This is a genomic window from Brevibacillus sp. HB1.1 (genome assembly GCF_013332445.1).
In the GTDB taxonomy this organism is placed as follows: Bacteria; Bacillota; Bacilli; order Brevibacillales; family Brevibacillaceae; genus Brevibacillus; species Brevibacillus porteri.
This window is the reverse complement of sequence record NZ_JABMIV010000008.1, coordinates 24,656-50,539: the sequence shown is the minus strand read 5'-3', so window position 1 is coordinate 50,539 and position 25,884 is coordinate 24,656. Positions and strand designations below refer to the sequence as shown.

Here is a 25,884-nt window from a genome sequence, read left to right as displayed (position 1 = left end):
GTTATGACCGTTTGGTTGACCGCAAGCGGTCACATCCACTTTTATGAAAAACGTCGAGACGTTTTTCACGGAAAAGGAGGAATGGCAATGTCTACCGTTGCTTTTCATACATTGGGCTGCAAAGTAAACAGCTATGAAACAGAGGCCATCTGGCAATTGTTCAAGGCAGATGGCTACGAGAGAGTCGACTTTGAACAAGATGATGCAGATGTTTACGTCATTAATACTTGTACCGTGACGAACACGGGAGATAAGAAGAGTCGCCAAGTGATTCGTCGTGCGATTCGTCGTAATCCTGAGGCGATCGTAGCCGTAACTGGCTGCTATGCGCAAACCTCTCCAAGTGAGATTGCGCAAATTCCCGGTGTGGATATCGTAGTAGGTACACAAGGGCGCGAGAAGCTGATCGAGTACGTGGATCAAATTCGTACAGAGCGTCAGCCGATTAATGCAGTTGGCAACATCATGAAAGCACGCGAATTCGAAGAGCTAGATGTCCCTAACTTTACGGATCGCACACGTGCTTCCCTCAAGATTCAAGAGGGCTGCAACAACTTTTGTACGTTTTGTATTATTCCTTGGGCGCGCGGTCTGATGCGTTCCCGCAAACCGGAAAGCGTCGTCGAACAGGCCCAAAAGCTGGTGGAAGCGGGCTATCTGGAAATCGTTTTGACTGGGATTCATACGGGTGGATACGGCGAGGATTTGGAAGACTACAATTTGGCCAAGCTGTTGCTTGACCTTCATCAAGTAGAAGGCCTCAAGCGCATCCGTATCAGTTCGATCGAGGCGAGCCAAATCACCGATGAAGTGATCGAGGTCATCAACAACTCCGATCGTGTCGTGCGCCATCTGCATGTACCGCTGCAAGCGGGCGATGACGAAGTGTTGAAACGCATGCGCCGAAAGTATACGACAGCTGAGTTTTACGAAAGAATGGTCAAAGTACGCGAAGCATTGCCAGGAGCAGCGATTACAACAGACGTCATCGTAGGCTTCCCGGGTGAGTCCGAAGAGCAATTCTGGAACGGATACGAGTTTATGAAGAAAATCGGTTTTGCCGAGATGCACGTATTCCCGTACTCCATGCGTACAGGTACACCAGCAGCGCGTATGACGGATCAAATTCCTGAAGAGGAAAAGAACGAGCGTGTAGCGAAGCTTCTGGAGCTCAATCAGGAATTGACCTTGGCATACTCCAAGAAATTCGTAGGGGATGTACTGGAAGTCATTCCGGAGCGTCCATTTAAAGAAGCACCTGATAGTGGTCTTCTGATGGGCTATTCGGACAACTACCTGAACGTCGTCTTCCCTGGCGATGAGAGCATGATCGGCAAGATTTGCAAGGTCAGACTGGATGAACCAGGCTCGGAATACTGCAAAGGGACTTTTGTCCGCGTAGTGGAAACAGAGGCGCTGCCTTACCTGAAGGAGCGAGCTATATGAGGGAGATATCGGCAGGAGGCGTTGTATACCAGAAGCAAGACACAGAGTACATGCTCCTATTGATTGAAGACCGCTATGGCAAAGTAACACTCGCAAAAGGGAAGCAGGAGATGGGCGAGACCATCGAAGAAACGGCTCTGCGCGAAGTTTTGGAAGAAACAGGCGTAGCAGGACGATTGGGGTCCAAGCTCGACATGATCACCTACGTATATACGCATCCGGTGACGGGCGAATCCATCGACAAAGAAGTCCATTATTATTTAGTAGAAGCTTACAACACAGAAATCACCGTACAGCTAGAAGAAATCAATGATGTTCATTGGCATTCAGCAAAGGAAGCTTGGGATTTGCAACTGCAACGAGGATACCGAAACAATGACAGCATTTTTCGCCTTGCATTCGAACAATTAGGGATAGAGGTGTAGTTCTATGAACATGAACAAATTTATCGACCACACGCTATTGAAGCCTGATGCTACACAAGAGATGATTGACAAGCTGTGCCAAGAAGCAAGAGAGCACGATTTCATGTCTGTATGCGTAAACCCTTACTGGGTGAAACGCTCTGCTGAACTCCTGGCAGGTTCTGATGTAAAAGTGTGCACGGTTATCGGATTCCCTCTGGGAGCGAGCACGATCGAGTCCAAAGCAGCCGAAACCCGCGATGCGATTGCAAACGGAGCGACTGAGGTAGATATGGTACTGAACGTAGGTGCCCTGAAATCCGGCGACCTGGAAACTGTCAAAAAAGACATCGTTGCTGTGAAGCAAGCTGCTGGCGATATTCTCTTGAAAGTGATTCTGGAGACTTGCCTCTTGACCGAAGAAGAAAAAGTAGTTGCGTGCAAGCTCTCCGTAGAGGCTGGTGCTGATTACGTAAAAACCTCCACAGGATTTTCAACAGGTGGAGCAACGGTTGAAGATATCGCCCTGATGCGTAAAACCGTAGGACCAAATGTAGGTGTAAAAGCGTCTGGTGGCGTTCGTGACGGCGAAGCAGCGGTTGCGATGATCGAAGCAGGCGCGAGTCGTGTCGGTACAAGCTCCGGTGTTTCCATTGTAACTGGAGCAAAAACAACAGGCAGCGGATACTAATACGAAAGAAAAGCCTGGCCGAGGAAAGGCCGGGCTTTTTCCGTCCTGCATGCTGATGTTCCTATAGAGAGAGGATAGGGAGCGGGGAGGAGATTAGCAAAATGAAATTTGTTAAAGGAATCGTCATCCTGTTGGCTTTTTATGGAGTAGGCGTAGCTGCGAGCAAATGGCTGCATATTCCCCTGCCCGGTAACTTGGTGGGAATGCTGCTGTTAACTCTGGGACTTTGTATGGGATGGATACGAATGGATTGGGTGGAACAAGCGGGTACTTTTCTAATCCGACACATGTTGCTCTTTTTCGTACCGATCATCGTCGGAGTTGCTTCCTATTTAAACGTATTCACGCAAAATCCATTGCCAATTATACTATCGATGGTACTCGGTCCATTGTTAGTCATGCTTGTGACGGGTGTGGTCGTGCAATGGTATTTGAAGCATCATAAACAAAAATCAGAATCGTCCTCGCAGCAAGAGAGGAGGACTCTGGATGCTTAGTCAATTTTTCGCCATTTTGGTATCGATAGCAGGGTACAAAGGTGCAACAATGATCAACGCCCGATTCCAACGATTGCAGCCTCTCCTGGTGGCTGTGATCTTGGTCTGGACCATGTGGTGGGCGTTCAGCGGCGATTGGGAGGCGTTTGCAGCTGGAGGCCAGTGGATTTCCTTTTGGCTAGGCCCTGCAACAGTTGCACTCGCTATTCCGCTGGCTAAACAGATCAAGGAGTTTGCTCATATTTGGCGTGGTGTATTACTTGGTGTCTGTGCAGGCTGTGCAGTTGCAATCATCGTCGTTATCGCGGTTCATTGGTGTCTGGGATCAGATGAGCTCGTATACAAAAGCATGCTGAGCAAATCCGTGACCACCCCGATTGCGTTGGAGCTGAGTCGTTCCATAGGTGGGGAACCTGCGCTTGCAGCCTTTTTTACCGCGCTGACAGGGATGGTCGGTGTAATGATTGCCCGTCCTGTTCTCAAATGGGGAAAAATCACCGATGATTGGGCAATCGGTATCGCCATTGGTACGAGTGCACACGCCATTGGTACGGCTAGCTTGAACCGCGTTTCTCCCGTTCAAACGGCAGCGTCCAGTGTCGCAATGATCGTGGCAGGCGTCATTACTTCCATCTACTTGATACCATTTTCTTTCTGAAGGTGAGGTCAGCAGGACGACGCCTATCAGGGATCAGCCATTGAATAAACCGGGCTATCTGCGGCACGAATGGCAGCGCGACCAACGAGCAGACGAGATTGAAGATCGTCTGTGAATGGGCGATCTGCATAGAAGGACTATCCGTTAAAAATGCACTGACGAGGGCAAGCTGGGAAAGAAACGGTAAAAAAACAATCGCGCCTGCGACGTTGAAGAGCGTATGGCACCATGCGACCTGTTTGGATGCCGTATTCGTGCCAATGGCAGCGATGACAGCGGTAAAGCAAGTTCCGACGTTCGCGCCCAATACGATGGCGAGTGCCGTTTCCATCGAAAGAATTTGATGACTGAGCAGGCCCATCGTGATCACGGTCGTAGCGGAACCGCTATGAATGAGAGCGGTGAAAATGATCCCGGTGATCAAACCGATCCAGATGGAATGACTGCTCTCCAGAAAAAGGGAACGAAACGTCTCAGACTGCTCCAAAGGCTTCGCCATGACTTTCAATGTATCGATTCCGAGGAAGATCAGTCCGAAGCCGGCGACGACGAGACCAATGCAACGAATGTTTCGGCGCGGCATCAGCCACAGAGCGACTCCGATGAGAAGCATGGGAATGGCAAAGGACTCGAGCTTGAGCGCAACCAGCTCCGTTGTCACTGTCGTGCCCAGATTGGTTCCCAAAATGATGCCGACGGTTTGTGTGAACTGGATGATGCCTGCGTTCGTCAGCCCAATTGTCAGGACGGTTACCGCACTGGAGCTTTGCAAGACAAAAGTAGCGAAGAGACCAATCCAGAAGCTATGGAGCGGGGTACGTGTAAAGCGCCCCATCCATTCTTCCATTTTTTTGCCGGCGAGGTTTTGAAAGCCGGAGCGCATGGCGTACATACCGAAAAGAAAAAAAGTGAGCCCAAAGGTAAAAGGGGCGAGGATGGAGACTATCACAAGATACGTTCCTCCCTGTCCATTTTTAGAAAGTTACTATAACGCTATGCCTGTACAAGGGCAAGCATGACAAGAGGAGGAATAGCTGCATGGCACGTGTGCTATTGAATCAACATCGGAAAAAGCGGCTAGAGGTAGGACATCCGTGGGTTTTTCAATCGGAGGTATTAGAAATTCAAGGGGATGTAGAACCAGGTGAAATCGTCGAGGTCACCAATCACAAAGGGTATTTTTTGGCAAAGGGCTACATCAACCCAGCTTCCCAAATGATCGTGCGCATTCTGAGTTATGACCAAAAGGAAGAGATCGACTATGACTTTTTCTTGCGCAAAATCAAGCAGGCGGCAGAATTCCGGACGAGATTTGTGGACAATCCGCGGGCTTGCCGCGTCATTTACGGGGAAGCTGACTTTTTGCCAGGACTCATCGTCGACCGCTACGAAGACACATTGGTTGTCCAAGTCCTCTCATTGGGGATGGAGAAGCGCATCGATTGGATTCGGGATGCACTCGTAGAGGTATTTGCACCGACCGGTATTTATTTGCGCAATGATGTACATGTCCGTGAACTGGAAGGACTGTCACAGGGCAAAGAAGTCCTGTATGGAGAGTGCCCACGTGAGGTGTTGATCGAAGAAAACGGATTGAAATACTATGTGGATATCGTAGAGGGGCAAAAGACCGGCTTTTTCTATGATCAGAGGGAAAATCGTGCTTCCATCGCGCCTTTGATGAGAGGTTGGGGCGAAAAGCACGGCATTACCCTGACGAGCATGGAAGTAGACGGCGAGACAAAGCAGGTGCCTGTAGACAAGCGAGGTAAAGTGGTCAAAAATCCGTTTTGGGATGGCGCTGAGGTATTGGAATGCTTTACACACACTGGTTCCTTCACCCTGAATGCTTGCAAGCACGGTGCGAAAAAGGTGACAGCCCTCGATATTTCCGATCACGCCATCGAAACAGCGAAGCGAAACATTACACTCAATGGCTTCTTGCATCGCGTAGATTTTGTTGTGGCTAATGCGTTTGATTACTTGCGTGAAAATGTAGAGGCAGGTAAGAACTGGGATGTGGTCATTCTTGATCCACCAGCATTCGCAAAATCGCGTGGAGCAGTGAAAGGCGCTTGCCGCGGTTACAAAGACATTAACTTAAACGGGATGAAGCTCGTTCGTCCAGGCGGATTTCTCGTTACCGCGTCTTGCTCGTACCATATGTCTCCTGAGCTGTTCCTGCAAACGATTCAAGAGGCAGCGGTCGATGCGAAAAAGATATTGCGCCTGATTGAATGGCGAGGCGCGGGCAAGGATCATCCGCAAATTAGTGGGGCTGATGAGGCTCATTACTTGAAATTTGCCATCTTTGAAGTAAGAGATCGTCGATAGAGAAAAAGAAAAACAGCGTCCGCTACGGCGCTGTTTTTCTATTCGGCTTCATTCTGATTTAAGACTTTGGTTTTTCAAAAATCAATTCGAAGTATTTGGCCATACCGTCGCCCCCGATGCTTGGAGCAAAGATTTGCACCAAACGCCAGCCTTCCTTGGCATGCTCGTGGACGACGGTCTGATAATCTTCTTTTGGTTGGCGTCGAAAAGAGGACAGCTCAACTCGGACGAATTTGTATTCAAACATGTTCTTTCCCCCCGCTTGTATCATCGTCTCTCTTTTTATACGCGCGATGAGCGGAAAGAGTTGCAAAAGAATGTGAATCATTTCGAATAAAGAAATAAGTGCTCATGACAATTGCTTGTCATTTTTTACACGCCTGACGAGATCGAGAGCCTGCTTGAACCCGAGCTCCTTGCCTAAAAAGACTTGTCCTTCGGCGGGGGTAGAAGCGCGGGCCTGGCTTAAGTTCTGAAGCTCGTGGTTCAAGAGATGCTCGACCAAATACAGCTGTACCTGACCAATTTCCCGTTCGCTTTTCCGATCACGCTCCTTAAACTTAGCCCGTTGCTGACTTTCCTCCACGTACTTGTCGATATCATTCTCCAAAAAATGGGAGGCATTGCAGATGATATGGCGGTAGTCATCCGTCTTAGAGGGAATGGTACGGATGGTGTGACCGAGATGGGCGAGGAGAAATTTGTTCAAGACGATTGCGTCTCGGGTGTAGTTGTTATGCAGCAGGGAGTATTCCCCCAAGAAAGACCCGCTTTCCTTATCATAGCTGTGCAATAATGTGTAAGAAGAGCAATATGTGCAGTACAACAAGTAATCTCTCATGGAAATCCCTCCAGAAAAATAGCTCCATGACAGGATTTTTATTTATATGTATGAGAAAAAACGTGAGCAGGTGATACTTGCTTCTCTTGTTTTTGGCGTTTGGTTTGTGTATGCTAAATGACGGGCTCGGCCCGGTAAATAGAGCAGATGTTGGGCTTTTGCATAGCATAGGAGAGAGTAGAAACTGGGTAGACTCTTCGGTTTCGTACGGAGGGGAAAGGAGCATGACACAGATGGGAAATCAAAAGATTCGACTGGGCATTATTTATGGAGGAAAATCCTCAGAGCATGAAGTTTCATTGCGTACGGCCATGTCCATTATGCAGGCTGTGGATGCAAATAAATATGAGGTAACCCCTGTGTACGTTCAATTGGATGGCTCTTGGGTGACTGGAGAAACACTGGCTGGTCAACTGCCGGAGACGATCGAAGCGTTGCGCTTATCGGCAAAAACGCCAGCCATTACTGAGGCAACAGAGACAGGGAAAGAGCTGGCGGTCGCAAGCCAGCCAGGGCCGCTGTTTGCTATGAATGAGCAATTGGATGTTATTTTCCCTGTGGTTCACGGACCATTTGGCGAGGATGGGACGATCCAGGGATTGTTGGAATTGGCGAATATCCCGTACGTGGGAACCGGAGTAATGGCTTCCGCTATCGGAATGGATAAATGGATGATGAAGACTGTCTTTGCACAGGCTGGACTCCCGCAAGTGAAATATGTAGGCTTTCTGCGCTCGCAATGGGAAAAAGGCCAGGACGATGTCATGGATCGGATCGAGAGTGAACTTGGCTATCCATGTTTCGTCAAACCAGCGAATATGGGTTCCAGTGTAGGGATTAGCAAAGCGAAAAATCGTGAGGAGCTCAAGCACGCATTAGAGGTAGCTGCCAAATTTGACCGCAGATTGATTGTGGAAGAGTTCGTTCACGTACGTGAGTTGGAGATTGGCGTTTTGGGGAATGAAGAGCTGATGACATCTGTCGTTGGGGAAGTCATTGCTGCTAAAGAATTTTACGATTACGAAGCCAAGTACAAAGGGGCGGGAACAGAGCTCTCCATTCCTGCGATCGTTCCCGAGCATGTATCCGAACAAATCGCGGATATAGCCAAGCAGGCCTTCCAAGCACTTGATGGCTCTGGCCTTTCCCGCATAGACTTTTTCTGGGATGAGAAAAACGACAAGCTCTATATCAACGAAGTGAATACGATGCCAGGCTTTACGCCGTTTAGTATGTATCCAATGCTTTTCCAAGCTGCGGGTGTGAGCTACAGCGAGCTGATCGATCGTCTGGTGCAACTCGGTATCGAGCGACATGCGGATAAAGGTCGCAATGTCGTAGATGCGGAAGAGTTGGACTAATCATGAGAAAAAAGATGCTGATGAATCGGCATCTTTTTTCTTTTTGTATAAAATTTGGTAACCAAATGGTAATGGGGCACGTCTGAGTATTGATAACCGATTAGGAGGATCTTAATGAAAAAACAGTTCTTGCTCTCATGTTTGCTAGCTACTCTGCTAAGTTCCTTTTTTCCTGGACAGACGGGTGCAGCCATTCCTACATCGCAGGACCCGCGAAAACCTGACATGGTGACGATTTATCATGCGACCCCGGATGGAAAGACGAAAAAAATCCAGACCAACATGCCCTTGATTCATCGCGCCAGCATGTCACCCTCAGGGAGATTTGTGTACGGAGAACGAATCGGGTATGGTAAGGAAGATCCGACAATCCCTTTCCTGTACGACATTCAGACGAAAAAGCTGATGCAATTGTCGGGCATTGCCAAGTGGTCAATCAAGCAGGACGTACTCTACATCCGTGAAAATGACGGAATCGTCAGGCTGACAACGACAGACGGTAAAAAGACCGTGCTCGTTCCGGGCATTGTCCAGTATCCAGTGCTGGATTTTGCGATTTCACCGGATGAACAGTACTTGGCTTTTACCCGCAAAGATGAAAAAGCTGCTGATTCAAAAGGAAGTGCTCATCTCTACATTCAACATCTGCCAACGCTTCAAATCAAAAAGCATGATCAATATGAGTGGAGACAAGACAAAGCTGAACTAGAAGAGAAGTATTATTGGATGCCAAATTCCAAAAAGCTGTTTTACTTAACGAAAGAAGCTTCCAAAGAATTGGACATGTCCACAGGGATGAAAACGGATCAGAAAACGACCGCTCTTCCCTCTTACTCCAGCGATATGAAGTATCAGTATATCAAAACAGAACAAGAAGAATATGTGCTGGATTTAAAAACGGGGAAAAAGAACTTTTTAAAGGTCGTAGAGGAGTACACAGCAGCCCTGCGAAGAATCCTATGGTCGCCAATTGGCCATCAGTTTGCGGCTGAACAACTTTTGAGCTGGTCCAGTTCCCAGGATAATTACATGTTGATGTTCGTCTTCAATGAACCGAACAAATACGGAAATCCTTTCGGCAATCATGTAAATCCCGGGCTGTTGAACACCTACATGCAGGATAAGGACAATTATCAACTGATTGGGTGGGCAGGTGATGGAAAATCATTTTATTTTGCTGATCTTGCTTCCACTCATATTTACGATTTTGGTCCGGGCAAGATTAACTGGGAAACGTATGAATTTTATGAAAAACGTTAGCTTGTAAGCACGCCGGGAGATAGTCTTTGTCTATGCAGAACAGATGGACGAACCATGAGAAAAAAGATGCTGATAAATGGGCATCTTTTTTCTTTTTATGTAGGAGGGAGGAACTAATTTCTGTCAGCTCATCTCTCTTAACTGTACAAGATGAATATTACTGCTTGAAATGAGAATGATAATCGTTTACATTATTTATGGGACGTTTTACCAGTTATGTAAGTCACAATGCTTGGATAAAAAATTGGATCAAGCAAGAGGAGAGGTAACATGTTCGTAGTCAAGCATATCGCAGAGCATGCAACGATGCAGAGCTTTCTCAATTGTTATCTCCGAGAAACAGGTAGGGGCGAGTGGATCGATCGGAAAGACGAGATTACGAAGCAACTAACGAAAATCATACAGCCGAGTACAACAGGTAAGTACCTTCATTGCGAACTCCCGCATCAGGGGATTTCCCTCTATGTCGGTGTCAAATATCATTCGGTGACTGGCAGGCATTTGTTTCATTATCCAGCTTGCTACCGAAGTGGTGACTGTACGCGTTTCGTTCAGGCGGACTATTTGACATTAGCGGTTCTTTTGATTAAAGAACTAACGCTTCAGCATGGGGAAAATGCCGTTCCAGATGAATTAGTCTTGCGTATGATTCAAAGCTGCCAAAGCATTGAGAAATTTGTACGGACTCGCCAAAGTAATGCGGAGATTTTATACGGAGTGGAACAAAGCTTCATCGAAGCAGAGCAGGCGCTTTTGTTCGGTCACTTGTTCCATCCAACACCGAAGAGTCAGCAAGGAATTCCTGAGACCAAGCAAGCGTTGTATGCCCCGGAGTGTTGCGGGAGGTTTCAACTCCACTTGTTTGCTGCCCATCCGTCGATTGTTCACGAAAAATCTGGGCTAACAGAATCCGCTACGCAATTACTGAAGGGTGAGTTTCCTTCGATATCTGATGTCGATCCATCATTTTCAATCGTCCCGATACATCCGCTTCAAGCAGAATGGTTGCTTGAACAGGTAGCCGTTCAATCCTTGATCGAGAAAGGATTACTTCTTTACATAGGGCCAGCAGGTGAGGAGTATATGGCAACATCTTCTCTCAGAACGGTTTATCATCCTGAAAAGAAATACATGCTCAAGCTGTCCGTCCCAATCAAAGTTACGAATTCTTTACGGATCAATAAGTTAAGTGAAATGGAGATTGGTTTAGAGGCGAAGCAACTTTTTGAAACAGGGATTGGTGAGGTAAGTCGCAAGTATCCAGGCTTTGGTTTTATCTCTGATCCGGCTTACATTACGATCACGTTGGATCAGGCGGAAGAAACGGGATTTGAAGTAATCCTGCGTGACAATCCCTTTATGGGGAGTCATGCTCGTCAGGTCACCCAAATCGCTGCGCTCGTACAAGATCCACTTCCTGGGTACAAGAGTAGGTTGGCAACGCTCATTCACCATCTGGCACAAAAAGAAGGGAAGACACTGGAAGTAGTTAGTTTGGAATGGTTTAAGCGCTATGTAGATATTTCTTTGAAGCCAATGGTATGGCTCTATCTAAAATACGGAATCGGCTTGGAAGCCCATCAACAGAATAGTGTTGTCACTCTGAAAGAGGGATACCCCGCTCAGTTCTTTTATCGTGATAATCAAGGCTACTATTTCTCAGAATCGATGCAAGACGTATTAGAGACAGAATTGCCTGGGATTGGCAAGGCGAGTAAAAACATCTACAAAGATCATCTTGTAGACGAGCGAATCACCTATTACATGGTTTTTAACCATATGTTTGGACTCATCAATGGATTTGGAACGGAAGGATTAATTGATGAAAAAATCTTATTGGCAGAGATGCATGAGGTTTTGACGGAATTTTTACCAATGAATCGAGAGGCGTCGAAGTTTCTGGATAATCTACTTACTCGTGAACAGCTTCCGTGTAAGGCGAATCTGCTCACGCGCTTCTATGATCTGGATGAATTAACCCAACCGGAAGAGCGATCATCTGTTTTTGTTTACATAGATAATCCTTTAGCAAAAGTAAAGCAGACCGAAAAGGCAGGGCTGCATGCTTTTGGATAGCTTACTAGCGTCTAGCTTGAAGAGATTTGGAGGATAAGGTATGGAGTTAACTTTACAGGATTTCTCGATTGAAGAGGCACTTCACTCGACACAGTACGTGCAGGTGAGAAGAAGGGTGTTTCGACAATGCATAGAGTCTTTGTTATATGAGGGAATTGTGATTCCTGAGTCCCTACAAGAAGGTGACGAGACGATTTACACCCTACATGGACTTGATGAGGGTGACCTGCCTGTTCGCTATCGTTGCCGAGGGCGGAGGAGTGCTAGTTTTGGGCTTGTTCGCTTAGGAAACGACCCTGTTACTCGTGTTGTTTACGATCAAAGCGGAGTTGCCCAGCAAGAATTTGAAGCGATATCCCTCACTCGTTTTTTAGTGGAAGTCTTCCGAATGAATACGGTAGATGAACAAAGACTGAAGCTATTTGCCAATGATTTGGAACAAACGTTGTTAAAGGATACATTGTCCCAATACTATCGGGTACAAAATGATATTCGGATGCAGGGCAAATCGTACGATGAGCTCGAAGGTGATCTGATGGACGGTCACCCTTACCACCCTAGCTATAAATCACGTGTTGGATTTACCTACATAGATCATTTTGCTTATGGTCCTGAATTTAAGCAGGAAGTTCGTTTTCTTTGGTTAGCGATAAAAAAACAATATTCTCAAGTGTCCATTGATCAAGGGAAAAATTTCGATGACCTTCTTTTGGAGGAAATAGGACGGGAACAAAAAGAAATCTTTCAGCAAATCATCGTCAATCATGGATGCGATCCTGAGCAGTATGCCTTCGTGCCTGTCCATCCTTGGCAGTGGCGTAATCATGTTGTGCCAGGATTCCTGGACGATATCCATCGCAAAGAGATCATTGTGTTAGGAGTAGGGGCTGATGGTCATCGTCCACAACAATCCATCCGAACCTTTGCTAACAAAAGTAATCCGCATAAACCGTATCTGAAACTCTCGATCAACGTGGTGAATACATCAGCGCCACGTCACCTCACTCCCCATTCACTGGCAAGTGCCCCCATTGTTTCGAGGTGGCTCAAGGAGATTACGGACGCAGATTCGTATTTACGAGACGTACAAAAGGTGATCATGCTCCAAGAGTTTGCGGCAGTGGCATACGATCCTCCACCTGCTTCTGATCTGGTGGAAATGGTTACATTCGGAGTAATTGGGTGCATGTGGAGAGAAAGTCTCATCCCTCATCTCGAAGCGGGAGAAGATGCGGTACCTTATAACGCATTAGCGGCAGTAGAGGTGGATGGGGTGCCATTCATTGATCGTTGGATTCGTGAGCAAGGGCTAGAGAATTGGCTTGCGCGATTATTGGAAAACAGTGTAGTGCCGGTCGTTCATATATTGGTGAAACACGGGATTGCGATGGAATCCCACGGGCAGAATATGGTCTTGGTGCATCGGGATGGTGTCCCTACTCGGGTGGCATTAAAGGATTTTCATGAAGATTTGATTTTTTGCCAACCGTTCTTGAGTGAGCCAGACAAATGCCCGAACTTCGCGGACGTGCATGAATATTACGCAACGAAGCCAGATGATGTAATGTTCCACATGAATGAAACATCAACAGTCAGAGATTTGACGTTAGAGACTTTATTTCTAATCAATCTGGGGCAACTCGCACGGGTGTTAGAGGAGCATTACGGATATGCCGAAGAGCAATTCTGGGAGATGGCCGTAAAGGTATTGGAGGGTCACGAACAACGATTCCCGGAATTGGCGGAGCGATTTAAGCGATTTGATCTGTTTGTTCCAAGCGTGCAGGTAGAGAAATTGACCAAGAAAAAGCTATATACAACAAACGAGAATTATCATTTACATGAAGTTCCCAATCCTTTGTTCGAGGCAAGGAAAAAGCTTCATTCCATGGCTGGAGGTTACTAGCATGATCATTGTGAATCAAAATGAGATTTCTGTGCATGAAATGGAGAGACATGAGCAAGGGTTCGAAAGTATGGATCATTTTCGACAGCCGGAAGGAAAGAGGTACGCAGTCTGCATAGCTGACCCTCTTGACGTGATTAGTCTTGTTCAATATTTACGTGAGCATAACGCTTCGGTGCTATTAATTCATGGGGAAACCCCAATGGAAACCGCCTATCAAATGGCAGTGAAGGCAAGATGTTATGGGCTTGTTTTTCAGGAGACGAAGCACTTCTTATCCATCACGGAAAAACAAAAGAGCGAGAAACCATCGCTCTACCAATATAGCTCAGGTACTACGGGGGACGCGAAGCTAATCGGGAGAAGCTGGGATGATATCCAAACCGAAATTCATGCCTACAACCAATTGTTTCAGGGAGAGGAAGCGTTAACCCCGATCGTGCTGGCATCGGTGACACATTCGTATGGATTGATATGTGGCGTTTTGGCAGCACTGGAACGGGGAAGTAAGCCTTCGATTGTGACGCACAAAAATCCGAAGTTTGCTCTGCAAGTGATTCAAGATACTCCCCAGCATATTGTTTATGGTCTGCCAGTCTTTTATCACATCTTATCAAGCTTTACGCGAGAGCAGGTACGCTTTCACCGGTTAATGACATCTGGCGCTCCAATGCCAGAAGGCTTGTTTCAAAAGCTGCAAGGCATGAGCGACATCTTGATGCAACAATATGGATGCTCCGAGGCGGGATGCGTCAGTATGAGTAAACAGATGCGGACGCATACAGATCTGGGTGTCCCCCTTTCCCATGTGAAAATGACAGCAGGTGAAAATGAAGAACAACCTGCGGAAATAGTCATTCGAATTGGACAGAACGAAATAGCGACGCAGGATTTAGGTTTCTGGACGGGAGAAGGCCATATTCAATTTGTGTCGAGGATGGATGATGTGATTAACGTCTCTGGCTTAAAGGTATTTCCTTTAGAGGTTGAGGACGTCATCTTGAAAATGAATGGGACAAAAGAAGTGGTTGTGTATCGCGGACGTCATCCGGTCATGGGAGAGATTGTGAAGACGCAGGTTATTACAGAGGGAGGAACTACTCCTGAACAAATCAGGGAATGGTGCCAAGATCGTTTGCCAGGCTATAAAGTCCCATTCGAAATCCAATGTGTGACGAGCATTCCTAAGACAGCCACAGGAAAAATCAGCCGTCGATTATTAGAAATGGAGACGATCAGCAAATGATTCGAACAGAAAGAATGAAGCAAATCCATACGATCATGACCGAAAAATTAAAATTATCGCATATCCTCACGCTGGAGGAGTCCATGCGATTGAATGAGGATCTACATATTGATTCAATTATGCTGTTACAACTGATTGTTTATATCGAGGAAGATTTGAAATTGGTAGTACCTGTTCATGAGTTAGATCCGCGAATCTTCCAAACGGTTGGATCACTCCTTACTTTTGTTGAACAGCTGGAACCGCAGCATGTATCGAATTAGCGACTATACAAACATCGAGTGGAGGATACAGAATGGTTAAGGTTCATTGCATTATTTCATGCCTATGCGAAGTGATTAAGCGTCGCACAAAAATTGATTATCGTCCCTATTACTTTGGCATATGGGATGCCGAGTACTCCATAACGGATCAAGGTGTGGTTACGTACTACATTGATAACCATGAGGAGATTATCAAGGGATATGAACGACTTTTTCGAGCGAACGTAACGGAATGGTATGATCATTCCAAAGATAAAGCCTCCAATCTGGACATGTTCTTAGAGCTAATTGATAAGCGTACCGAGGATCAGTTTGTCCTTGTTCAGATAGACATGTCGCTGGTTCCAGAGCGAGATAATAAATTTGCGTTGAAGCCATTCCCGCATTTTTTGATGATTTCAAAAACGGAGAATGAAGATGAGTGGTTTATGTTTGACCCGGATTTTCGTTGGGAAGGCAATGTGAAGAAGGAGACGGTGATCAAAGCCTTCTTAGAAAATCCGTTTGGTGGCGGCTTTATGGTGGATGCGAGTGAAATTAAGGAACCAACCTATGAAATGATCCACGACTACTTCTACGCAGCACTCAAACGTGATCATAATCCGTTTACGGTTGAATTGAAGCAATTGATTACGGACATGGCAGAAGGGCGCAATGGATACAACTTGGATATGTTACTCCCAGCAGTGACTCAGGTTAAAGTGATTGCGATCCGTAAATACAGCTATGAGTATGCATTTCTATATCTGCAAGATTACCTGCAATACCATCGTGATGAGTTTTTGCGCATTGCCTATAAAGTGGAGGACATCTACCAAGGGTTTACGACAGCGCAGTACTTGTCTGTCAAAATGGCGATGACCAAGAATATGGCGTTGTTACCTCCGATTATCGAGGCGTTAGAAGAGATTGATCTGATTGAACTTGAAGTGAAAAAAGAGTTGGAACGTCAGTTTGTTCTGTGGACCCAAATGGATAAAAGTCTCGTCACTGTAGACGAAAAAGGGTGGAGGTAAAGGCCAAATGAAACTCTCATTGTGCACAATCACTTTTCGCCACCAGTTGATTTCGTTTGCGGAAATTGTTCGGTTTGCTCATCGTCATCATTTTGATGGAATAGAGTTGTGGGGAATTCACGCTCAAGATCTGTACGATCATGATCGAATAGAGATGGAGGAACAGCTAGGAATACTCAGGGATCAAGGCATGTGTATCTCTATGCTTAGCGATTATCTGGATATTACGACCTCATCTGGATTTCATCGTACACTGGAAAAAGCAAAAAGACTCATTTCATTGGCGAAATGGCTAAATGTAAAGCAAATTAGGACGTTCGCTGGACAGAAGGCGAGTAAGGAAGTTGGGCCAGAAGAGCGGGCGCGTTATGTACATCATTTGTACATCTTATGTCAGATGTGTCAGGAGCACGGAATTCAGCTCTTGGTCGAAACACATCCGAATACGCTCACGGATTCTATGAGTTCGACACTTGCTCTGTTGCAGGAAGTCAATCATCCTCCACTAAAAGTTAATCTTGATTTTCTTCATGTCTGGGAATCAGGTGCTGATCCAATCGACGTATACAACCAATTGAAGCCGTGGGTGGCTCATTATCATTTGAAAAATATCTCTTCATCGAATCATCTGTCGGTATTCGCTCCGCATAATGTATATGCCCCTAACGGGGATCGTGAGGGAATGGTACCACTCGGTGAGGGTGCTGTAGATTATGGACCTATTTTAGAGAAGATTGCAGATACCGATTATTTTGGTTCTATCGAATGGTTTGGTCAGAATCCGAAGCTTGTGTTAGCTGAAGAGGTAGAATGGCTGCGGAAGGGTATGTTGCTAGTCCGTAAGTGAAAGAAAGGTCGGGAGCGAGGGATGCTTCCGATCTTTTTTTATTCCAAAAGAAACCAAATGCCTTCAGTGAACGTCTTCGTATTGATCACTTATTCAGGAGGACCCTAGATGAAAAAACGCATATTGCTCTCATGCTTGCTGATTTCCTTGCTGGGTATCCTTGTCCCTGGGCAAATCAATGCCTCTGCTCCTGCGAAGGCAGACCCTCGCAAGCCAGAGCCGGTCGTCATCTATAAAGTAACGGTAGATGGAAAAGTGACAAAAACCGTTACGAACATGCCCTTGATCCACCGGGCGAGCATGTCGCCATCGAGCAGGTTTGTATACGGGGAGAGAATCGGATACGGGAAGGCAGACCCAACCATACCGTACTTGTACGATATGCAAACAAAAAAGATGACGCAGCTATCCGGTTTTGGCAAATGGTCACCGAATCAGGACGCGCTCTACGTTCGTGAAAATGGCGGTATCGTGAAGCTCAGTCTGCCAGACGGCAAAAAAACGGTACTCGTCCCGGCAGAAGCTCAGTATCCCGTCCTTGATTTTTCCGTTTCACCGGATGAACAGTACATGGTCTTTACCCGTATGGACATGCTTTCATCCAATACCAAGGTAAGCGCCCACCTGATCTTGCAGCATCTGCCTACACTCAAAATGAAAAAGAATGACCAGTATGAGTGGCGGAGTGGAACAGACGAAGAAATGTATTACTGGGTGCCGAATTCGAAAAAGCTGTTTTACAGAACGCAAACCGCATATAAGGAGTTAGACTTACCGACTGGCCTAAAATACGATCACAATATGACCACATTTCCTTCTTACTCCAACGATATGAAGTACCGTTATATCCGAACGATGACAGAAGAATACATGTTGGATTTGCAGACAGGGAAAAAGAACAATTTGAAGGATCCCGTGTTCACTGAGAGACACTTGGACAAAATTGTTTGGTCGCCATCAGGAAATCAGATGGCAGTAGAACAGCACTCTCGTACTTCTAATTCTCAGGATTCGTATATGTATATTCAAACATGCAAACAAGTCACAAAGTGCGGCTATCCATTCGGTTCTCCTGACAAGGGAATGCCTGGTTATTATCGTTCAAGTGACAATCATCGCATCATCGGCTGGGCGAAGGACGGGAAGTCATACTATGTAGCTGATCTCGCATCGATCCACTATACCGATTTTCCGCTTGAAAAATTGGGTCCTTCCAACAATGTCATTGAACTACGATGATAAAAAAGAAGCCGTCTCCCGTATATACGAGAGGCGGCTGTTCTTTATCTATTATTCGTGACCTTCCAAATCAGTGATAAGCGTCCATAATGACATACCTTTGGAGGCTTTAAACAGGAAAGCGTGTTTGTCATCGCGTAGCGGCAGTAATGCACGCAGTGCCTCTGCTTTTGTGGCGAAATGCAGCTTGTTCCCCGTGTAAGCAGCATGGAGATGGCGAGTATTCTCACCAACTGTCACGAGCAGCTCGAAGCGCTCAGCGATGTCTTGAAGCGAGGCTCCGACGCCCGCATGCATAGCCGCACTGTCTGGCCCGAGCTCATACATATCCCCTAAGATAACGACTCTCCCGCGATCAGGGTACAAGTCAGCAAATGTGCGGACGGCAGCTTCCATGGAAACAGGGCTGGCATTGTACGCGTCACTGATGTACACCGTACCGTGCTTGGATGTGATCTGCTCAAATCGCATGGCTGAGAGCTGGACGGTAGACAAGGCGTGCACAATTTGCTCCGTATCCATCCCGAGCCTTTTGGCAATCGCAACAGCAGGCAGAGCATTCAGGACACTATGCCGACCGTGCAGAGGCAGGAATGCCTCGAAATGCTCCCCGGAGGCAAAGCACACTTTGAAGCCGGTTCCACCTTCAACCGATTCGATTTGCTCCGCCCAAATATCCGCCTTCTCATGAACAGAGTAGTACATGACCTCACCCGGATACAGATGGGCTACCAATCGCAGATATTCGGAATCTTTGTTGAGCAGTACGAGCCCGTCAAGAGCGGTATGTGGAAGCAGCTCTGCCTTTGCGAGAGCAATTTTTTCACGCGTGCCAAAATGTTCAATATGGGACTCACCGATAAATGTAATCACGCTAATATCTGGCTGGACCAGCGAAGCGAGCAGATCGATTTCCCCGGCGTGGTTCATCCCGAGCTCCAGTACAGCAGCTTGATGTTTTTCTTCCATCTGTAAGAGCGACAAAGGCACACCGATGTGGTTGTTGAAGTTTTTATACGTCTTGTATACGGGCGAACGGCTCGCAAGTACGTGTGCCACGATGTCCTTCACGGTTGTTTTCCCGATACTTCCTGTAATGGCGATGCGAGGGAATGAAAAGCTTTTCCGATAAGCGGCAGCCAGCTTTTGAAAGCCACGCAGTGTATCATTGACGAGAATTAACCCAAAATCGTTTGGCAAGTTCGCAGGAATCTTCTCCTGATTCGAAACGAGTGCAGCTACAGCTCCTTGTTCAGCTGCTTGTAACAAAAAATCATGTCCATCCCGTGCGCCGCCTGTCAGCGCTACAAACAAAGATCCCGCAGTCAACTCGCGGGTATCAAAGTGAACGGATGACAAGGCAAGCCCTGGGGAACCAGTGAGCAAAATCCCTTCTGCGTTGATTGCTGCCTGATCCAGTGCAATTGGTTTCATCTGCACGAACTCCTTCTGTAATCCAGTTTCAACCTCGAAGTCATGCTACCATGCGTTAGGTAGCGCCGCAAGACAAAAGTGAGGGAATATGATACGATCAAGTCTTACATACATAACGATCCACATACAGAGGAAGAAAGGAGTCTCCCATGGAAAAAAGTATTTTTACCAAAATCATGGACGGTGAAATTCCTGCTCGTATCGAGTATGAGGATGAGCACGTCATTGTCATCCACGATATTGCACCAAAAGCACGCGTTCACTTGTTGATTATCCCGCGTAAGCCAATTCCCACGCTCATGGATGTAAGCGCCGAGGACCTGCCGCTGATCGGGCATATCCATCATGTAGCACAACTCTTGGCGAAAAAGCTGGAGTTGCCAGGTTTTCGCCTGATTAACAACTGCGGCAAAGAGGGTGGACAAGAGGTTTTCCACATTCATTATCATCTTTTGTCCGGTTTTTACGAATAAAATTGAACTAAAGGTTGACCTTCTTTAGTCATCTATCCTATAATGAAGTGTGACAGTCTGTTCGTACGTTCGACTCAGGCGTCCCACGGTTTTAGCGGAGGGAGGGAAGACAAATGGCAGAAATTCGAGTCAAGAAAAACGAGTCTTTGGATAGCGCACTTCGCCGCTTCAAGCGTGAAAGCGCAAAATCCGGGGTGATGGCGGAACTGCGTAAACGTCGCCACTTTGAGAAGCCTAGCATTAAGCGCAAGAAGAAATCCGAAGCAGCTCGCAAGCGCAAGTTTTAATTGACGGAGGGCTCATCATGAGTGTAATGGAGCGACTCGATCAAGATATGAAGCAAGCAATGAAGGACAGAGCTGCTCTAAAACTCTCTGTTATTCGCATGGTGAAAGCCGCATTAAAGAACGAAGAGATTAACAAGGGCAGACTTTTGTCTGAAGACGAAGTGCTGACCATCTTGACTCGTGAGTTAAAACAACGCCGTGAATCCCTCCACGAATTTGAGAAGGCAGGCCGCGTGGAACTTGCCTCGAAAACGCGCGAAGAGATCGACGTGCTCTCCGCTTACTTACCCGCTCAGCTTAGCGAAGACGAAATTCGCGATATCGTTCGGGAAGGTATCGTAGCTACCAATGCCTCCTCCAAAAAGGAGATGGGCAAAGTGATGGGTGCGATCATGCCGAAAGTGAAAGGCAGAGCAGACGGAAACCTCGTGCAAAAGATTGTATCTGAGGAACTACCATCGTAGACGAGAGTAACACCTCATATAGATACGAACAGAAAAACTCAACCTGTAAAGGTTGGGTTTTTCTTTTTTTCCCCAGATGTGAAATAAATATGAAACAATTGCCTCACTCTTTCGTATACCTTATTGCACATACGTTGAAGCTGATAGATGGAAAGGAGGTACATGCAATGAGTGCAACAAGGCTAGTAAAAAGCCGCGTGCGATTGCTTTTTTCACTTCTTTGCCTGATTATGGGAATGACGATGCTTCTTGCTCCCGCATCCACAACAGCGCAGACCTATCAAAAAGCTGTCTGGATTCCAGTAGATAGCACGATCGAGCGAGGGTTGGAGAGCTTTTTAGAAAGAGCATTTGCTGACGCACAGGACCAGCAGGCAGATCTTGTAATCCTGCATATCAATACGCCAGGTGGAGAAGTGAATGCTGCCGACCAGATTGGTCAGTTGATCCGTCAGGCTCCCATGCATGTGATAGCCTATATTGATAACCAGGCTTTTTCAGCGGGAACGTACATCGCCCTGAATGCAAATGAAATTATTATGACTCCAGGTAGTAGCATGGGGGCAGCCGCACCGATTGACTTGGCAGGGAATGCAGCAGATATCAAGTTCATTTCCGGTTGGAGCAATAAAATGAAGGCGGCAGCGGAGTTGAACAATCGCAATCCTGACGTTGCTCGCGCGATGGTGGAAATTGATACAGAATTCCCAGGATTAAAGCCAAAAGGCACGGTGCTTTCTCTCGATGCCCAACAAGCGAAGCAGTTGGGTTATGCAGATGATGTGGTGTCCAATAAGGAAGCGCTGCTCAAAAAGTTCGGCATTCAGTCAGATTCCCTTCAGGCGATTGAGCCAACAGGTGGAGAGCTAGTCGCTAGATGGGTGACGAGTCCCATTGTCATGAGTCTGCTGCTCATCATTGGACTTGGAGGAATTGTAGTAGAACTGTTTGCCCCTGGCTTTGGTGTTGCGGGGACGATTTCGCTCGTCGCGTTCAGTTTGTATTTCTTCGGGCATTATGTAGCGGGATTTGCCAGCTGGTTGCACATCGGCCTGTTTGCTATCGGAATCTTACTGATGCTTATGGAAATTTTTCTTCCGGGCGGCATTGTCGGAGCGATTGGCTTCGTGAGCATTGTGACAGGCCTTGTTATGGCAGCCTATGACACACAGCAAGGGCTCGCATCGCTGGGTGTAGCTGCATTGATCACGGCAATTGTAACGTTCCTGTTAGTGAAGAAATACGGGGTCAAAGGTCTATTCAACAAGTTTGTCTTGGGTGACACGCAGCGCAATGAAGAAGGCTACGTAGCACCGCGCGATCAGCGTGAGCTGGAAGGAAAATCAGGCATCGCCCTTACAACATTGCGCCCGGCAGGGGTCGTCAAGGTGGAAGGAAAACGTGTGGATGCAGTATCGGTTGGTGGTTTCATTGAAGCGGGTACCGCCATCACCGTTGTGCAAGTAGAAGGCACGCGTATCGTCGTTGCCGAAATAGAACAAAAGGAGTGAGTTCTTCATGTTTGAAGGCGGTTTGATTCCCCTTATTTTTATGGTGGCAGTAGCCATCGTTGTACTTTCTATTTTCTTCTCGTTCGTACCAGTTATGCTCTGGATTTCTGCACTGGCTTCCGGTGTGAATATCGGGATTATTACCCTCGTCGCTATGCGCTTGCGTCGCGTCGTACCATCTCGTATTGTGAATCCTTTGATTAAAGCGCGTAAAGCCGGCTTGCAGTTGGATACAAACCAATTGGAGAGCCATTATCTCGCAGGCGGTAACGTAGACCGTGTAGTAGATGCGCTCGTAGCAGCACAACGCGCAGATATTCCACTTGGCTTCGAACGAGCAGCAGCCATTGATCTGGCTGGTCGTGATGTATTGGAAGCAGTACAAATGAGCGTGAACCCGAAAGTGATTGAAACACCTGTGGTAGCAGCAATGGCAAAGGACGGTATCGAGCTGCGCACTCGTGCAAAAGTAACGGTTCGTGCCAACATCGATCGATTGGTCGGTGGTGCTGGTGAAGAAACGATTATCGCCCGCGTAGGTGAGGGGATCGTATCGACAATTGGTTCGTCAAAAGGACATAAGGACGTATTGGAAAATCCAGATTTGATCTCTAAAACGGTATTAAACAAAGGTCTGGATGCCGGAACTGCTTTTGAAATTCTCTCGATTGATATTGCGGACGTGGATGTAGGGAAAAACATCGGGGCACAATTGCAAACCGACCAAGCAGAAGCAGATAAACGTATTGCCCAAGCGAAAGCGGAAGAGCGTCGCGCCATGGCGGTAGCCCAAGAGCAGGAAATGATTGCGCGCGTACAAGAAATGAAGGCAAAAGTAGTAGAAGCCGAAGCACAAGTACCACTCGCTTTGTCCGAAGCATTGAAAAGTGGCAAAATGGGCGTAATGGATTATTACAACATGCAAAACATTGCTGCTGATACACAAATGCGTCAATCCTTCGGGCATGCAGGTGACAAACAAGATCCTGCTATGCCAGACGAGAAAGAATAAGGGCGATTGCCATGGAAGATCTCATGGATCTCGTCGTAGATTTACTGGGTTTAGTCGAGTGGATCATCCCGCTCATCGGCAAGTTCTGGTTTGTCATCCTTGGTTACTTAGGATATAAAGCTCTTGGCAAAGCCGGAAAGAAAAAGATGTCTCAAGGCAAAAAAATGCCTCCGCTTACCCCGGCCACAACGTCGGATATCCCTAGGGAAACGGAGGATTACGGTAGAGAGACGGTGCGGGCATCCTCCAAATACGAGCCACTTCAGCAAGAATCGATGGAAGGGATTGGAGTCGAGCAGGAATGGGCATTCTCCAGTACAGCGCGTGCTTCAACGGGTCCAACTATCACAGTGAAGCAATCGGAAACGATGAAGGTCGCTGATTCGGAACGAGCGGGAACAATCCCATCGAAACACGGCAACCCGCGTGATGGTATGAAGTGGGCGCTCATTTTTGGAGAGCCGCGCTCAAAAGCTCCGTACGCCCAGCAGGTTCGGCAAAGAAAAATGATAGAATAGCAGCTAGTTAAACAGGTGAACCTCGGTTCGCCTGTTTTTTATGGAAACCAATGTTTTCGTGTCGAAATATATCGAATAACTTGTCTTGTTTCTCGTATCCTTGTTGACTATCCTGAATGTAAAGAAAATTCTTCTAATAGAAGAAGGGGTAGAGGTCAAGCGATGAATCAACAAATTTTTGAACAAATGGGGCGGTTTCGTCAAAAAGTGATTCGGCTTGCCATCTTCGAAAACAAATCGATATATGAAACGGCGATCGCGTGCGGTTGTTCAGCTGAAAAAGTAAAACGAGTCATGAAAAAATGGAAGGCGCTTACAAAAGGAAAAGAGCTGGTTTCTCCTGCAAAAGAAAGCAAATAATCAATGGAGTTTGTTGAAGTATTCCAAAGTCTGAGTTCTCAAGTGCTTGCGAAATTGCGAGCGACGAGAGCTCTTTTTTTGTGACTGTTTTTGATGAATGCCTCTTTATGCTCCCGCATACGCATAGATAAGAATGGTTTTGCACCTGCAAACAGATGAGATCGTCATATTCGCCAATATATAGAACGAGAAGGGGGGCTAATCCATGAAGCGTTGGAGCCGCCGTCTGCGCCAGTTGGCCGGAGGGGTGTTGGATCTGCCGCAAGATGTAGTCCTGGAAGTCCCGCGTATCACGATGATCGGTCATTTGCAAATGTATATAGAGAATCATCGAGGAGTCTTGCATTTTAGCGAAAAAGAGCTTCGCCTGCTGTTGACGAACGGTCAAATGATTGTTTCAGGTGAACAGCTTGTCATCCGAGCGATTTTGCCTGAGGAGGTTTTATTAGAAGGCAGAATCGGTGGCGTGAAATTTTTGGAGACGGGACCACAGAGCTCGTAATCTTTGTTAGAGGGAGGGGGCGGCACGTATGCGGAATGGAATCAAGGAGTGGGTGGATGGACATGTAACCATTACCGTTCGGGGAAAACGATTTGAGCGGATGCTGAATATGGCCGTACGGGATGGAATTCGAATCTGGAATATTCGCAGGGTAGGAGAAGAGGTGACTCGCTGTGATATTTTGATTCGTGATTATTTTCGTTTACGGCCGCTTTTAAAAGAGACAGGCTGTCGTAGTCACGTTGAGGCAAGAGACGGGCTGCCTTTTTGGCTGCTGCGGTTACGTAGACGAACTGGACTGGCAATTGGGGCTGCTCTTTTTTTCATCGGATTGTACATGCTCTCCTCTTTTGTCTGGAGTGTCGAGGTAAGTGGGACAAAAATGGTCGATCCACGACGGGTGATTCAAGCTGCCGAACAAGTGGGGATTAAAGAAGGGGCATGGAAGGTCAAACTAAAGGAACCGTTGGTTTTGCAAAAAGAGCTGTTGAGTCTGCTGCCTGAAGCGTCCTGGGTTGGAATCGAGATTCAAGGAACCAAGGTCATGCTTCAAGTGGTTGAAAAAGAGGCTCCCGTTAAGCCGCTTGCAACAGGTCCCCGTCATCTTGTAGCCAAAAAGAGGGCTGTCGTCCATAAAATTCTCCCAGAGGTTGGCCGTAGTCAGGTTGTGAGCAATCAATTGGTGGAAAAAGGCCAAGTGCTCATTTCTGGGATCATTGGCAATGACGCCCGTCAACAAGCTGTATCAGCGCGAGGCAAGGTGCAAGGGGAAGTGTGGTATATGAGCAACACATCGGTCCCGCTAAAACAAACGATGCACCGTCTGACGGGGGAAAAGCTGGAGCAGCAATACCTGCTTGTTGGCCCCTATGCGATATACGTGTGGCCATTTGAAAAACAGTCCTTTGCACAAGCTGAAATGGCAGAACAAAGGTTTTTGCCCTCGTATGCGGGATATACCTTACCACTTGGCTGGAAGACAGTAACGTACGCGCAAACAGAACCCGTTCAAACAGAAATGAGCGTGGAGGAAGCGACGGAACTGGCTAAAAAATTCGCCAGGGAGGATATCTTGCAAAAAGCTGGAAAAGATGCGTTCATTCAGGACGAAAAAGTTTTGCACGTCACAACAGAGAATGGTAAAGTTTACGTAAGCATTCATTTTTCCGTCATTGAAGATATTGCCATTGAACAGCCTTTCGTGGGGCAGTGAGCGATGGCAAGCAAATGACGCATTG

28 protein-coding genes are annotated in these 25,884 nt (G+C 46.9%); 24 read left to right on the top strand and 4 right to left on the bottom strand.

Going from position 1 to position 25,884, the window contains the following annotated elements; all coding sequences use genetic code 11:
• The first annotated feature begins 87 nt into the window (after nt 1–87).
• The 5 genes from mtaB to HPY27_RS19875 all read left to right on the top strand — a co-directional run bounded on the left by mtaB (nt 88) and on the right by HPY27_RS19875 (nt 3,696).
• On the top strand, nt 88–1,446 hold the full coding sequence (mtaB, locus tag HPY27_RS19895; protein ID WP_017247720.1) for a tRNA (N(6)-L-threonylcarbamoyladenosine(37)-C(2))-methylthiotransferase MtaB: 1,359 nt from the start codon (nt 88–90) through the stop codon (nt 1,444–1,446).
• Nucleotides 1,443–1,871: an NUDIX hydrolase gene (locus HPY27_RS19890; protein WP_017247721.1), complete on the top strand. Its 429-nt coding sequence runs from the start codon at nt 1,443–1,445 to the stop codon at nt 1,869–1,871. Before mtaB ends, HPY27_RS19890 begins: the two co-directional genes overlap by 4 nt.
• 4 nt (nt 1,872–1,875) lie before the next feature.
• Complete coding sequence (gene deoC, locus HPY27_RS19885; protein WP_174225789.1) at nt 1,876–2,541, top strand: deoxyribose-phosphate aldolase; 666 nt, start codon at nt 1,876–1,878, stop codon at nt 2,539–2,541.
• Nucleotides 2,542–2,642: 101 nt separating this feature from the next.
• The gene (locus HPY27_RS19880) at nt 2,643–3,038 is read left to right on the top strand and encodes a CidA/LrgA family protein (RefSeq protein WP_017247723.1); all 396 of its coding nucleotides are present in this window, start codon (nt 2,643–2,645) and stop codon (nt 3,036–3,038) included.
• The gene (locus tag HPY27_RS19875) at nt 3,031–3,696 is read left to right on the top strand and encodes an LrgB family protein (RefSeq protein ID WP_173622520.1); all 666 of its coding nucleotides are present in this window, start codon (nt 3,031–3,033) and stop codon (nt 3,694–3,696) included. The genes HPY27_RS19880 and HPY27_RS19875 overlap by 8 nt, the downstream gene beginning before the upstream one ends.
• On the opposite strand, the gene HPY27_RS19870 is transcribed toward HPY27_RS19875, so the two are convergent.
• Entirely contained in the window at nt 3,662–4,645 is a 984-nt protein-coding gene (locus HPY27_RS19870; RefSeq protein ID WP_173622521.1) for a Na/Pi cotransporter family protein, read from the bottom strand. The two genes, HPY27_RS19875 and HPY27_RS19870, sit on opposite strands and share 35 nt — an antisense overlap.
• 89 nt (nt 4,646–4,734) lie before the next feature.
• Here HPY27_RS19870 and HPY27_RS19865 point away from each other — a divergent pair, with 89 nt between their 5' ends.
• The gene (locus tag HPY27_RS19865) at nt 4,735–6,030 is read left to right on the top strand and encodes a class I SAM-dependent rRNA methyltransferase (protein WP_173622522.1); all 1,296 of its coding nucleotides are present in this window, start codon (nt 4,735–4,737) and stop codon (nt 6,028–6,030) included.
• A 58-nt stretch (nt 6,031–6,088) separates the two neighbouring features.
• Here the strand turns inward: HPY27_RS19865 and HPY27_RS19860 are convergent, their stop codons facing one another.
• A complete protein-coding gene (locus HPY27_RS19860) occupies nt 6,089–6,277 on the bottom strand; it encodes a DUF4177 domain-containing protein (RefSeq protein WP_007727654.1) in 189 nt (62 codons plus the stop codon).
• Between the two features lie 102 nt (nt 6,278–6,379).
• Nucleotides 6,380–6,871 (bottom strand): hypothetical protein, encoded by a 492-nt coding sequence (locus tag HPY27_RS19855; protein WP_017247727.1) that lies wholly within the window; start codon nt 6,869–6,871, stop codon nt 6,380–6,382.
• 233 nt (nt 6,872–7,104) lie between these two features.
• Between HPY27_RS19855 and HPY27_RS19850 the strand changes: the two genes are divergently transcribed.
• From HPY27_RS19850 to HPY27_RS19810, 9 genes are all read left to right on the top strand, one after another.
• On the top strand, nt 7,105–8,232 hold the full coding sequence (locus HPY27_RS19850; protein WP_174225875.1) for a D-alanine--D-alanine ligase: 1,128 nt from the start codon (nt 7,105–7,107) through the stop codon (nt 8,230–8,232).
• A gap of 114 nt (nt 8,233–8,346) precedes the next feature.
• Nucleotides 8,347–9,492: a hypothetical protein gene (locus HPY27_RS19845; protein ID WP_174225788.1), complete on the top strand. Its 1,146-nt coding sequence runs from the start codon at nt 8,347–8,349 to the stop codon at nt 9,490–9,492.
• Nucleotides 9,493–9,762: 270 nt separating this feature from the next.
• Entirely contained in the window at nt 9,763–11,568 is a 1,806-nt protein-coding gene (locus HPY27_RS19840) for an IucA/IucC family protein (protein ID WP_174225787.1), read from the top strand.
• A 40-nt stretch (nt 11,569–11,608) separates the two neighbouring features.
• On the top strand, nt 11,609–13,474 hold the full coding sequence (locus tag HPY27_RS19835) for an IucA/IucC family protein (RefSeq protein ID WP_174225786.1): 1,866 nt from the start codon (nt 11,609–11,611) through the stop codon (nt 13,472–13,474).
• 1 nt (nt 13,475) lies between these two features.
• The gene (locus HPY27_RS19830; RefSeq protein WP_174225785.1) at nt 13,476–14,720 is read left to right on the top strand and encodes an AMP-binding protein; all 1,245 of its coding nucleotides are present in this window, start codon (nt 13,476–13,478) and stop codon (nt 14,718–14,720) included.
• On the top strand, nt 14,717–14,983 hold the full coding sequence (asbD, locus tag HPY27_RS19825; protein WP_174225784.1) for a petrobactin biosynthesis protein AsbD: 267 nt from the start codon (nt 14,717–14,719) through the stop codon (nt 14,981–14,983). Before HPY27_RS19830 ends, asbD begins: the two co-directional genes overlap by 4 nt.
• Before the next feature lie 32 nt (nt 14,984–15,015).
• On the top strand, nt 15,016–15,999 hold the full coding sequence (locus tag HPY27_RS19820; RefSeq protein WP_069850273.1) for a DUF6005 family protein: 984 nt from the start codon (nt 15,016–15,018) through the stop codon (nt 15,997–15,999).
• 7 nt (nt 16,000–16,006) lie between these two features.
• Nucleotides 16,007–16,846: a sugar phosphate isomerase/epimerase family protein gene (locus tag HPY27_RS19815; RefSeq protein WP_174225783.1), complete on the top strand. Its 840-nt coding sequence runs from the start codon at nt 16,007–16,009 to the stop codon at nt 16,844–16,846.
• 108 nt (nt 16,847–16,954) lie between these two features.
• Nucleotides 16,955–18,085 carry a TolB-like translocation protein gene (locus tag HPY27_RS19810; protein WP_174225782.1) on the top strand — a complete coding sequence of 377 codons (1,131 nt, stop codon included), beginning with the start codon at nt 16,955–16,957 and terminating at the stop codon, nt 18,083–18,085.
• 51 nt (nt 18,086–18,136) lie between these two features.
• Here the strand turns inward: HPY27_RS19810 and HPY27_RS19805 are convergent, their stop codons facing one another.
• On the bottom strand, nt 18,137–19,519 hold the full coding sequence (locus HPY27_RS19805) for a UDP-N-acetylmuramoyl-tripeptide--D-alanyl-D-alanine ligase (RefSeq protein WP_174225781.1): 1,383 nt from the start codon (nt 19,517–19,519) through the stop codon (nt 18,137–18,139).
• A gap of 149 nt (nt 19,520–19,668) precedes the next feature.
• Here HPY27_RS19805 and HPY27_RS19800 point away from each other — a divergent pair, with 149 nt between their 5' ends.
• The 9 genes from HPY27_RS19800 (at nt 19,669) to yqfD (ending at nt 25,859) form a co-directional block, all read left to right on the top strand.
• The gene (locus HPY27_RS19800; RefSeq protein WP_012685763.1) at nt 19,669–19,992 is read left to right on the top strand and encodes a histidine triad nucleotide-binding protein; all 324 of its coding nucleotides are present in this window, start codon (nt 19,669–19,671) and stop codon (nt 19,990–19,992) included.
• Between the two features lie 113 nt (nt 19,993–20,105).
• Nucleotides 20,106–20,279, top strand: a complete 174-nt coding sequence (rpsU, locus tag HPY27_RS19795) for a 30S ribosomal protein S21 (protein ID WP_007727630.1) — start codon at nt 20,106–20,108, stop codon at nt 20,277–20,279.
• Nucleotides 20,280–20,296: 17 nt separating this feature from the next.
• On the top strand, nt 20,297–20,743 hold the full coding sequence (locus HPY27_RS19790; protein WP_017247738.1) for a GatB/YqeY domain-containing protein: 447 nt from the start codon (nt 20,297–20,299) through the stop codon (nt 20,741–20,743).
• A gap of 167 nt (nt 20,744–20,910) precedes the next feature.
• Complete coding sequence (locus tag HPY27_RS19785; RefSeq protein WP_174225780.1) at nt 20,911–22,254, top strand: NfeD family protein; 1,344 nt, start codon at nt 20,911–20,913, stop codon at nt 22,252–22,254.
• Between the two features lie 7 nt (nt 22,255–22,261).
• Nucleotides 22,262–23,266: a flotillin-like protein FloA gene (floA, locus tag HPY27_RS19780; RefSeq protein WP_017247740.1), complete on the top strand. Its 1,005-nt coding sequence runs from the start codon at nt 22,262–22,264 to the stop codon at nt 23,264–23,266.
• Nucleotides 23,267–23,277: 11 nt separating this feature from the next.
• The gene (locus tag HPY27_RS19775; protein WP_017247741.1) at nt 23,278–23,784 is read left to right on the top strand and encodes a hypothetical protein; all 507 of its coding nucleotides are present in this window, start codon (nt 23,278–23,280) and stop codon (nt 23,782–23,784) included.
• Nucleotides 23,785–23,946: 162 nt separating this feature from the next.
• Nucleotides 23,947–24,144, top strand: coding sequence for a hypothetical protein (locus HPY27_RS19770; protein ID WP_069850261.1), 198 nt, complete (start codon nt 23,947–23,949; stop codon nt 24,142–24,144).
• 205 nt (nt 24,145–24,349) lie between these two features.
• Nucleotides 24,350–24,646: a sporulation protein YqfC gene (yqfC, locus tag HPY27_RS19765; RefSeq protein WP_007727617.1), complete on the top strand. Its 297-nt coding sequence runs from the start codon at nt 24,350–24,352 to the stop codon at nt 24,644–24,646.
• A gap of 28 nt (nt 24,647–24,674) precedes the next feature.
• Entirely contained in the window at nt 24,675–25,859 is a 1,185-nt protein-coding gene (gene yqfD, locus HPY27_RS19760) for a sporulation protein YqfD (RefSeq protein ID WP_174225779.1), read from the top strand.
• Nucleotides 25,860–25,884: the final 25 nt, after the last annotated feature.